This window comes from Ramlibacter algicola, from assembly GCF_016641735.1.
Taxonomy (GTDB): domain Bacteria; phylum Pseudomonadota; class Gammaproteobacteria; order Burkholderiales; family Burkholderiaceae_C; genus Ramlibacter; species Ramlibacter algicola.
Genome location: NZ_JAEDAO010000001.1, coordinates 1,110,687 through 1,122,225, shown reverse-complemented (window position 1 = coordinate 1,122,225; position 11,539 = coordinate 1,110,687). Strand labels below are relative to the sequence as shown.

Genomic DNA, 11,539 nt, shown 5'->3' with positions numbered 1-11,539 from the left:
GTTCACGAGGCCGGATTATCCGACGCATTGTCGGGTTCGGCGCCTTCCGTGACGTCGACGGCGATCGCAATCGGCCCGGCCACGGGTTCTTCGTCCTCGGTGTCGTCTGGGGCCGACACGTCCGCCGCGAGGTCCAGGCGCTCGATCACGGTCCCGGAGACTTCCAGCGTGATGTCGTCGATGGCGCCCAGGCGCACGCGCACGTGGCTGCCGCGCGGCAGGGCGTCGGTGCCCAGCACCGGCAGCACCAGCGGCAGGTCGTCGGCGCGCACCAGGCCTTCGCGGAAGACGGTTCCGACCAGTTCCTGCATCCCGTGCTGGCGCAGGTAGCGCAGCGTCCAGAAGCGCTCCATCGCGGCCTGGTACCCGTTGTACGCGGTGTACGCGGCGTCGAAGCTGGAGATGACGGACAGCAGCTCCGCGTCCTTCGGCTTGAACGGCGCCGCCAGGGCGGCGGTGCGCCCATGGCGCGCGGCCGCGATGATCTGCCACTGGTTGACCAGGTCCGTGTAGCGGCGCAGCGGCGACGTGCTCCAGGCATACGCCTTCACGCCGATGCCCGCATGCGGCAAGGCCCGGGTGCCCATGCGCACCTTCATGCCCGGGGCCAGGCTGGCCTGGCTGCGGTAGATGCCGGGCACGCCCAGCTCCCCGAGCCACAGGCCCCAGGTGCTGTTCGCCAGGATCATCGCCTCGGCCACCATCAGGTCCAGCGGCGCGCCGCGCCGGCGCACGCCGATCTCGACCTGCTCGCTGCCATCGGGCTCGGCGCCATCATGGCCCACCAGGCGGAACGTGTAGTCGGGCCGATTGAAGGTTTCGGGCTTGCCGCGCACCACCTCGCGCTGCGCCTTCAGGTGCTGCGCCAGGCGCCACAGGAATCCGAGCTCCTGCTGCAGCGAAGCCGCCGGCTCCGGCACCGGTGCCGCGGGCGCGGCGCCAGCCAGCCACTCCTCCGTGACGAACGCATCGAGCTTGTCGTGCCGCAGGTTGGCCACGATCGGCACGCGCTCCAGGCGCGTCGATGATTCGCGCACCTCCAGCGTCGCCTCGTCGAGGACGAGATACAGCGACACCGCCGGGCAGTCGCAGCCTTCCTGCAAGGTGTACGCTTGCACGACGTCGTCGGGCAGCATCGTGATCTTGTGGCCCGGCATGTACACGGTGGACAGCCGCTGGCGCGCGACCTGGTCCAGCGGCGAGCCCGGCGCGATGGCGAGCCCCGGCGCGGCGATGTGGATGCCCAGCGTGACGGTGCCGGTGCCCAGGCCTTGCAGCGACAGCGCATCGTCGATCTCGGTGGTCGCCGAGTCGTCGATGGAGAACGCGCGCACCGTCGCCTGCGGCAGGTCGGCCGGTGCCGGCGGCGCCTGCAGCGCCGGAAAGTCCGTGCCCTTGGGGAAGTGCTCGAACAGGAAGCGCTTCCAGTGGAACTGGTAGGGCGAGTCGATCGCGCCCGCATCCTGCAGCAACGCCAGTGGCGCCTTGTGCGCCAGGCGCGACGCCTCGACGACGGCCTTGTATTCGGGCCCGTTCTTGTCCGGCTTGAACAGGATGCGATAGAGCTGGTCGCGGATCGGCGCCGGGCAGCTGCCTTTCGCGAGGTCCTGCGCCCACGTGTCGATCTGCGCCTGCACCTGCTTCTTGCGCTCGATGGCGGCCAGCGCCTGCTGCAGGATCTCGGCCGGCGCCTTGCGGAAGCGACCCTTGCCGGAGCGACGGAAGTAGTGCGGCGCGTCGAACAGCCGCAGCAGCATCGCGGCGCGCTGCTCCAGGCTGGGATTGGCGCTGAAATACTCCCGGGCGAGGTCGTCGAAGCCGAATTCCTCCCCGGGCGCGAACTCCCAGGCCAGATCCAGCTCGATCTCCGCGGCGATGGCCTGCGCGGCGGGCAACAGTTGGGCGGGTTGCGGCTTGTCGAAGCGCAGCAGCAGGTTGGCTGCCTTGACCTTCACCCGCTTGCCGGACTCCAGCTCCACCTGCGCGGACGATTCGGCCTCGGACAGGATGCGGCCGGCCAGGTGCTTGCCGGCCTCCTCGAACAATGCATACATCGGCGCGATTGTCCCACGCGCCCTCAGCGCGACAGGCCGGCGAAGTCCATCACGTCCTGCAGGTGCGCCGCCTCGAAATCCGACAGCGCGTGGTCGCCGCCTTCGAGCAGGTCGATGCGTGCGCCGGCGTACCGCGCGGTCATCTCGCGCCAGTCCAGCACCTCGTCGCCCTTGGCGATCACGGCGAAGTAGCGCGACGGGTCGCGCAGCGGTCCCGGGTCCAGCGCGCGCAGCTCGTCGATGAAGGACGGCTCGAAGAAAAAGTGCTGCGACGGGTCGTGCCAGGCCGCGTGTTCGCCGATGTGCCGCGCGAGGTCGCGCGCCGGATGCACCGCCGGATTCAGCACCACGGCGCGGCAGGCGGTCGCCTCGGCCACGCAGGTGGCGTAGAAGCCGCCGAGCGACGAGCCGATCACGGCCATCGTCTCGCGCGGCCAGGCCGCGATGCCGTCCATGACCAGCGCCATCGCCTCGCGCGGCGACGGCGGCAGCTGCGGGCACCACCAGTGCAGCCGGGGCGCCTGCCGCTGGACGTGCGCCGCGACGATGCGCGCCTTGGTCGACTGCGGCGAGGAACGAAAACCGTGGAGGTAAAGCAGGTGCGTGAGGGCCACGCCCGCATCCTGCCGGAAAAAAAAGAAGCCCCGCCGGCGTTGCCAGCGGGGCCAGTCACGGGCAGGCGTGCCGACCTGCCCTTGCTCCGGGACGGGACGGCACCGCCCTCGCCCCCGAACTCCCCCGCTCTCCCTGGCCCCGACGGTAATTCGGCGGCGCGCGTCCGTGATCGCCCAGATGGTCGAAGCCGCGCGCCGGGATGTTCGCTACCTTGTTGGCCGCAAGCGACGCGCCCCCGGGCGAAGCCGGATTGCAATCGCGCGCCCCTTCCGCACACTGCCGGGTTGGTCGAGGGGAAGGAACGAGAATGGACACGCCCTCCAGGGCTGCATCGACGGTCGTTGCCGACGAGATGGTCGTGCGCAGCGTGGGCATCCTGCTGCGGCAGACCCGCGCCGGGGCGACGGCGCTCGGGCTGCTGTGCGGCCTGTACGGCGTCATCCTCGTTCCCGCGGTCGGCTGGCTCGCCTACCTCGGCTGGTACGCCGTGCTGGTGGCCAGCCTGGTCGCGCGCCAGGTCTATTTCTCCCGGCTTGCCGCCACCCGGGGCCCGACGCGCGAGACGCTGCGGCACGTGGCGATCTGGACCACCATCACCGGCTGCCTGCCTTCGGCCTGCATCCCGATGTTCGTTCAGTCGCTGTCGCTGGCCGACGTCGGCGTGCTGACGGTGACGACGCTCGGCACGCTGGCCGCCGCCGTGGCCGTCATCGGCGTGCAGCCCCGCCTGTACGCCTTCTACCTGGTCACCAGCCTCGCGTTCGCGTACACCGGTTGGCTGTGGCACGCCGGCCCCAACGAGCGCGTGATGATCGGCCTGGCGATGGTGATGGGCGGCTTCATGCTGCAACGCGCGGTGTGGACCTACTACCAGCAGCTGCGCGAGAACGTCGAGATCACGGCGCACAACGCCGAACTGGTGGAGCAGCTGCGCACCTCGCTCGAGCGCGAGCAGGACATCCGGCGCGCGCGCTCGCGTTTCCTCGGCGCTGCCAGCCACGACCTGCGCCAGCCCGTGCAGGCGCTGCTGTTCCTGGCGGACATCTTCCGCCGCTCGAGTGACGGTGCCCGCCGCGAGCAGATCGCGCAGCAGATCGTGCGCACCGGCGAATCGATCGACACCATGTTCCGGCACCTGGTCGATTTCGCGCAGATCGACGCCGGCACGATGAAGGCCAACCTGCAGCCGGTGCAGCTGCCGCGGCTGGTGCAGGCCACCGTGTCCGGCTTCGGCGAAAAGTGCGCGGCCAAGGGCCTGCACTTCCGGCTGGAGGTCGAGCCCGAAGGCGCGGTCACCGCCGACCCGGTGCTGCTGGAGCGCCTGCTGCGCAACTTCCTGGACAACGCCTGCAAGTATTCGCTGCAAGGCGAGATCACGCTGCGCATCCACGCCATCGGCGACCACCTGGAGATCGAGGTCGTCGACCAGGGCGTGGGCATGGACGACGAGGATCTCGCGCTGGTCTGGAACGCCTTCCAGCGCGGCCGCTCGGCCAGCCGCGCGGAAGCCGAAGGCATCGGCCTGGGCCTGGCGATCTGCCGCCACATGGCCGACCTGATGGGCACCGAGTTGCAACTGGCTTCCCGGCCTGGCCAGGGCACGCGCGTGACGCTGCGCCTGCCCCTGCTGCGGAACGACAGCGCGTCGCCGGGTCCCGGTCGCTCGCAGCAGCAGCTGGCGCTGCAGGGCCGCGTCATCGCACTCGTCGAGAACGACCGGCTAGCGCGCGAGGCGCTGTCCGCGTGGCTGCGCGAAGCCGGCGCCATCGTCGCCAGCGGCAGCGACCTCGCCGGCGTGCAGCAGGCGCTGCGGCAAGTCGGCGGAGCGCTGCACTGCGTGATCGCCGACTACCGGCTCACGAATGGCAACGGCATGGACGTGATCCGGGCACTGCGCGCGCAGCACGGCCCGGTGCCGGCCCTGGTCGTCTCGGGCGAGCCCAACCTGCACGACCTGGCGCTGGAGGTGCCCTGCCTCCAGAAGCCGGTGGCGCCCGACAAGCTGCTCGAACACCTGCGGCGCATCCTGCCCGGCGCGCCAGCCACCGTGGAGGCCTGAATGGACCCGCGTCCCGGGATGCAGCAACCCCTGTCGATCCCGTGGCGCGACTGGCTGCGCAGCAGCGACTGGAACGGCAAGGACTACACCGGCGAGCCGATCGACGCCATCATCATCGGTTCGGGCTATGGCGGCAGCGTCGCGGCGCTGCGGCTGGTGGAGAAGGGGTACCGCACGCTGCTGCTGGAACGCGGCAGCGAATTCCTGGCCGGCGAATTCCCGAACGACTTCTCGCAGCTGCCCAAGTCGCTGCGCGTGAACATCCCGCTGCGCGAGCAGCCGGTCGGCCGCGCCGCGGGCCTGGTCGAAGTGCATGTGGGGCAAGGCTTCGTCGCCCTGGGCGGCAACGGGCTCGGGGGCGGCAGCCTCATCAACGCGGGTGTCGCGATGCGGCCGGACACCGATGTCTTCCAGCAGCCCCAGTGGCCCGCGGCGATCCGCAACGAGGCGGAATCGATGCAGCCGTGGCTCGACAAGGCGCACGAGGCGCTGGGCGCCGAACGCTGGCCCGACCTGCCCGATGGCCGCAGGTTGCGCAAGACGGAGGCGCTCGAACGGCTTGCCGCTCCCCTCGGCGGCCGCGTGGAGGCGGTCGACGTCACGATCGATCCGCAGCGCTGCATCCGCTGCGGCGACTGCGCGTCGGGCTGCAACGTGCCGGGCGCCAAGAAGACGCTCGCGGCCACGTACCTGGCCCAGGCGATGAAGAGCGGCCTGCTCACGATCGTCACCCAGGCCGAGGTCTACGACTTCCAGCCTTCGCACGGCTGGGCCGGCTTCCACTGGGAAGTCCACGCCTTCGCCACCGAGGCGCAGCAGCACTTCGTGGCGACGCGCGAAGTCGTGCAGGACAAGTCGCCCTCCGCGACGCATCGCACGGTCCATGCGCCGAAGCTGTTCGTGTGCGCCGGCACCATCGGCAGCACGCAGCTGCTGCAACGTTCACAGGCGCGCTCCGGCAACAAGCTGCAGTTCTCGTCGATGCTCGGCCAGCGCTTGTCCGGCAACGGCGACAGCCTCGGCTGGGCGGTCGACGAACCATCGCTGGTCTCGAGCCACGGCCGCGGCACGGCCCGGCCGGCGGAGGAAATGGCGAAGGCCAGGCAGGGGCGGCCCTACGACGTCGACCTGCTCGTCGGCCCGACCATCACGGCGGCGCTGCGGGTGCGTGGCGGTGACACGGCCCCGTCCAGGATCAACCCGCCGCCATTGCACGAACGGCTGGTGGTCGAGGACGGCGCGATCCCGCGCGCCATCGCGCAACTCGCCCGCGAACTGCTGGCGACCGCGCACACGCTGCGCCAGCTGGACGACTGGTCGTTCCGCAAGCCGGTGTACCGGGGTGCGGAACTGGAAGACCCGCTGGCGGCCAGCGCGGTCCGCGCACAGCATGGACAGGTGCTTCTCACGATGGGCCACGACGGCTCGCCGGGGCGACTCGTGTGGCTGGAAGACACGGATCGCACGGCACCGTACCTGCTCGACGCCAAGGACCTCGACGGCTATGACGCGCAGAAGAAGGCGTTCGGGCGGCTTGGCACGCGGTACGTGCAGAACCCGGTCTGGGAGCCGCTGCCCCGATCCGCAACCGAACTCATGAGCGGCGCCGACGTGCCCGCGTCCGTGACCACCGTGCACCCGCTTGGCGGATGCGTGATGGGCGACTCGGTGGAGACCGGCGTCGTCGACGACTGCGGACGCGTCCGGGTGCGCGACCCGGGATGTCCAGCGCTGTTGGCACCATCGGTGGTCACCGCCTCGGTCATGCCCGAGATCCACGGGAAAGACGAGGCCGAAGCGGCGCGGGCGAAGGAACGCGAACAGCATCGGCTGCGCGCACGTCCGCACTACTACAACGGCCTCTACGTTCTCGACGGCTCGATCGTTCCCACGGCGCTCGGCTGCAATCCGCTGCTGACCATCACGGCGCTCGCGGAACGCGCCCTCGCGGACCTGGGGAAGAACGTGAAGCCCCGCCACGCTGTCGATGCGCAGCGATCGGCCGAGCGCCCGGTCACGCCGCCCGCCGTGACCGACGTCGCGATCGCCGCCAGCCTGCGCGAAACGCTGCTGGCGCGCGGACTGCAGTTGCCACCCGGGCTCGCGCAGACATTCGGGCACGTGAGATTGGCGGCTCGCTTCGAGGCCGCCTTCCCGTCCGACGACCTGCTGCGCAGCATGACGCGCGCGCAGCACGGCTTCCCGGTCGAGGGCCGCCTGCTGCTCGGTCCTGAGCTCGCCGATCCGGAGAAACCGCCGGTCACGTACACCATCCATCCGGAGCGCTCGTCCTTCCACTTCCTGCCGGCGGGACACGCGAGCAGCGGCTGGTGGCCGGCGATATCGACGTTCTTCCAAGCCGTCCCCGTGGCCATCTACGTGGGGGCCCTGGCGCTGGCCTACCTGGTGCGTGTGCGCCCCGGGCCACGGACGATGGCCTTTGTCGGCTTCTACCTGCTGCCGCTGCCCCTCATGCGCAGCCTGCTCACCTGGTGGGTGCTGCGCGGCGAGCGTGACCTTGCCGAGGGCGGCATGTCGAACGTCAAGGGCCAGTTCTGGCATTGGGTCGCCAGCATGCTGCGCCAGATGACGCACGCGAGCGAGAAGCGCGTGATGCGCTACCGCGTGCACCTGCTGCTCGACGATCCCGCGACGCACCCGCAGTGGCCGCGCGAACTCACGATGCACGCGCACAAGCGTGTCACCTACCGCGCCAGCCTGCGGCAGGTGCTTGCGTGGATGTGCAAGCGCGAACACACCGCCATCGACGGCAGTCCCGAGACCGTGCCGATCCGGCCGACGTTCTGGGAACAGGCGATGGACGCGCAGGTGCGGCTGGTCGCCGGCGGCCGCACCATGGCCCGCGCCGTGTTCCGGATGGGCATGGAGAACCTCCTGGCGGCTGGCACCCGCAAGGGCACCGTGCCCCCGGCGCTGACGCTCGGGCCGGCCGGCGACACCACCACCGGCCTGCTCGCGGCAGCCAGCTATCCCCTGCTGTTCCTGCGCTTCGGCCTGAAGACGCGCCTGTTCGACTTCCGCCTGCCGGCCTATTCCAACCTGCCCGTCAGCGAGACGCTCGACGCGCAGCAGAACGCGCTACGCCAGGGCGTGGTGCCGGACGTGCTCTGGGTGAAAGCCAAGCGCGGCAACTCGTCGAGCGACACGGGGCTGGAGTCCACGGCGGATGTGGAGCTGCCGCTGCTTCGCTACAAGCGTCCGGAGGGCATCCCGGAAGTCGTCGCCGGCAAGTGGAACGGCCGGCCGGTCGCACGCGCGAAGTCCATCCTGCTGCTGCACGCGTTCGGGCAGTCGAGCTTCACCTTCACCTTCCAGGGCGAAAGCCGCAACCTGGCCGAGACGCTGTACGACGCCGGCTACGAGGTGTGGGTGCTGGACAGCCGCATGTCGACCCGCGCGCGCGCGAATCGCGAGCCGTCCACCGTCGACCAGCTCGCGCTGCACGACATTCCCGCGGCGGTCGAGAAGATCCTGCACTGCCTCGCGAGCGACCTGCCGGAGGAGAAGAAGACCGGCCCGTTGCAGATCGCCGCTTTCGCGCACTGCATCGGCTCGGCCGCGCTGTGGATGTCGGTGCTGGCCGGCAAGCTGACGCATGGGGACAAGTCGCCCGGGCAGTGCTCGCCGCAGTTGCCCAAGTTGTCGCACGTGGTCTTCAGCCAGCTGCATCCGTGGGTGGTCGGCGGGCGGGTGCCGCAGTCCAAGACCTGGCTGCCGGCGATGCTGTCCAAGCTCGGTCTCGACACCATCCCGTTCGCGGTCCGTGGCCGCCAGGACGGCCTGGTGGCGCAACTGGTGGATCGCTTCTTCGCCAGCATGCCTTCGCCCGCAGCCGAGCGCGCCAGCCTCGAAGGCCACGACGACGCGGTGGCGACCATGCGCCGCATCCGCTACATCGACGCGCAGCTGTACCGGCAGGACCACCTCGACGACCGCACGCGCTCGGCGATGAACCGCCTGTTCGGCGACGCCAACCTGCGCCTGTTCGGGCACGCGCGCCGCTTCATCGACCACGAGCGGCTGGTGAACGAGAACGGCGTCAACCAGTACGTGACGCCCTACAACATGGAGTGCCACCTGGGGCTGCCGATCCAACTGCTGCACGGTGAGGACAACGAGCTGTTCGACGTCGCCGGCGCCCAGCTGACCTTCGAGAAGGTCGGTGAGCTGTATCGGGACCTGCAGCAGACGTTCTCCAGGTCGCTCGACGGGAAAGGCATCGGCTTCCTGCGCATCCCGCGCTACGGGCACCTGGACGTGCTGATCGGCCGCCACGCGCACCAGCACGTGTTCCCGGCGGTCGTCGATTTCCTGCAGCGCGTCCATGCGACGCCCGACATCGTGGCCGTCCCGAAGCCTGCCGACGGCTACGTCGTGCGGCCGCCGCTGCTCGGCCCCTTCATCGGCTGGACCCGGCGCGACGCGAAGGGCAAGCTGGTCGTGCGAATCAGCTTCGCCGTCGACGAGGGCCGGCGCACCTGGGATTGCAAGGCGCAGAACATCTACCTGCGTTGCAAGCGCGGCGCCGTCTACGAGACCGCGAACGACGTGCGGGTGCGGCCGGTGGACGTCAACGACCCGTACCGCTTCGTCGTCATCGATGCCACGTTCGACCAGGACCCCAGGACGGAAGATTGGCAACTGCTGCTGGTCGGCAGGACGCGCGGCGCCGACCGGGTGGCCGGCGTCGAGGCGCTGGACCTCACAGGCCCCGAGCCCCCCCGGCTGCCGGACTCCGCGATCGCGACGTTCCTCGCCACCGTCACGCACGAACCGGACGAACCCGTCATCCCGCCGCTGTTCACCACGGCGTGGGACTACGACCGGTCGTTTTTCACCTTGCCCCAGACGTGCTGGAACACCCTCGGCCACGACAACGCCGTCACGCTGGCCGTCGCCAGCTGCCGCTATCCCGGCCTCGGCCTGGATGCGGACCGGGCCGACCGCCCGCTGCAGGACTTCCTCGCCGACCCCCGCGTCGAGGAGGCCGCCTTCGCGATGCTGCTCGGCGACCAGATCTACGCCGACGCCACCGCGGGCCTCGTCGACCCGCTCAGCCCGCTCGAGCGCTACTTCGAGCGGCACAAGGATGCCTTCGCGCGCGGCGCACTGGGCGCGCTGGCCGCGCGCATGCCGGTCTACATGGCGGCCGACGACCACGAATGGGGCGACAACTACCCGTCGGCCGCGCCGCTGACGAAGCGGCCCTGGCCCCGGTGGAGGGAGGCGTCGGGCGATGACCGCTTCGGCGACACCGACGAGAGCGCCTTCGAGGCGGCTGCCCGTGCCGTGCGGGATTTCCAGCGCCTGCAAGCGCCTTGGGACTTCGGCACGGCACCCCAAGTGCTGGGCGGTGATTCCAGGAGAGACGCGACGCCCTTCCTCGGCGACTACCACTTCGAGCACGGCTGCGCGAGCTTCTACGTGCTGGACTCGCGCTCCCGCCGCTCGCGCAACGATTCCAGGATCGTTCCGGACCTGGACGCGCTGCAGCGCTGGCTGCTGGATCCGGCGCAGTCCAGGGGCCTGGTGGTGATCGCCAGCGGCTCCGTCGTGCTGCCGGGCCTGCGCCCCAACGCGGACCCGGCCGACGTCGGCCCCCCCGACACCTGGCAATATGCGCCGGACCAGCGCGCCGCGCTGCTGGACCTGCTGGTGCAACACGCGCGCGGCCGCTTCGTGCTGCTGTCCGGCGACTACCACGTGAGCGGGATGGTGGACCTGCTGCGCGGGGATGAGCACGTCGGCTGCGCCGTCGTCTCGCCGCCGCTGTACGCCCCGCTGGTGTATGCCAACAGCGCGCCGGACACGGTCTACGTGGAGGAGCAGGTCACCCTGCCGTCGGGTGAACTGCGCATGCGGGTGCGCCCCGGCGGCGAGTTCGCCCGCGGATCCGGCGTCGGCCTGCTCACGCTCGAGCCCGGCCACGCGCCGGCGCTGCTCGCCGCCGTGCGCTACCACCGCAAGCTGTGGGTGTGGGAGGAAGGCCGGTCGGTCGAGCACGACACCGACGGACCGGCCACCGAGGTCCACGCCCTCGTCGCAGCCACTCGGCCGGCCGCGCCGCTGGCGCCGGCTACGCCCTGAGCGGCACCGGCGTCGCGCCGACTTCCAGGTCGCGGATGCCGATGCCGGCGCGCGCGAGCGCGTAGACGGCTTCGGTGCGGCTGGACACGACCAGCGCGTCGAAGATGTGCGACACGTGCGTCTTCACCGTGGCATCGGACAGGTTCAGGTCGCGCGCGATCACCTTGTTCGGCTTGCCCTGCACGATGCCCAGCAGCACCTGGCGCTGGCGCTCGGTCAGCCGTGCGCCCAGCTTGGCCCAGGCGTCGTGCTGCGCGGGATTGGCCGGCACGTCGACGCTCAGGCTGCTGGGCGGCAGGAAAACGCCGCCGGCCAGCACCAGTTGCAGCGCCGACGGCAGCATGTCGATGGGCGCCGACTTCGGCACGAAGCCGTAGGCGCCCAAATCCACGCATTCGCGCACGGTGCGCGGGTCCTCGTTGGCCGACAGCACCAGCACCGGGATGTCCGGGCGGCGGGTGCGCATGGTGCGCAGGGCCTCGACGCCCTGCGAGCCGGGCATGTTCAGGTCCAGGATGATCAATTCGGCCGCCAGCCCGGCGTCCAGCTTCTCCAGCGCAGCGCCCACGCTGCCGCACTCGCTGACTTCCAGGTCCTGGCCCGCATCGTGCAGCGTGTGCACGATGCCGCTGCGGTACAGGGGGTGGTCGTCGACCACGAGGATCTTCATCGGCATGGGGCTTCCCTGGAAGGCTGGGTCGGG

The 11,539-nt window shown here is 70.6% G+C and carries 5 protein-coding genes; 2 read left to right on the top strand and 3 right to left on the bottom strand.

Going from position 1 to position 11,539, the window contains the following annotated elements:
* Positions 1–2 precede the first annotated feature (2 nt).
* Together I8E28_RS05480 and I8E28_RS05475 are read right to left on the bottom strand one after the other, a co-directional pair.
* Complete coding sequence (locus I8E28_RS05480; protein ID WP_200786992.1) at positions 3–2,054, bottom strand: ribonuclease catalytic domain-containing protein; 2,052 nt, start codon at positions 2,052–2,054, stop codon at positions 3–5.
* 23 nt (positions 2,055–2,077) lie between these two features.
* A complete protein-coding gene (locus tag I8E28_RS05475) occupies positions 2,078–2,668 on the bottom strand; it encodes a YqiA/YcfP family alpha/beta fold hydrolase (RefSeq protein WP_200786991.1) in 591 nt (196 codons plus the stop codon).
* Positions 2,669–2,976: 308 nt separating this feature from the next.
* Between I8E28_RS05475 and I8E28_RS05470 the strand changes: the two genes are divergently transcribed.
* On the top strand, positions 2,977–4,728 hold the full coding sequence (locus I8E28_RS05470; protein ID WP_200786990.1) for a hybrid sensor histidine kinase/response regulator: 1,752 nt from the start codon (positions 2,977–2,979) through the stop codon (positions 4,726–4,728).
* Positions 4,729–10,836, top strand: a complete 6,108-nt coding sequence (locus tag I8E28_RS05465) for a GMC family oxidoreductase N-terminal domain-containing protein (protein ID WP_200786989.1) — start codon at positions 4,729–4,731, stop codon at positions 10,834–10,836. It begins immediately after the preceding gene.
* Here I8E28_RS05465 and I8E28_RS05460 read toward each other — a convergent pair.
* Positions 10,826–11,512, bottom strand: coding sequence for a response regulator (locus I8E28_RS05460; protein WP_200786988.1), 687 nt, complete (start codon positions 11,510–11,512; stop codon positions 10,826–10,828). The two genes, I8E28_RS05465 and I8E28_RS05460, sit on opposite strands and share 11 nt — an antisense overlap.
* Between the last annotated feature and the right edge of the window lie 27 nt (positions 11,513–11,539).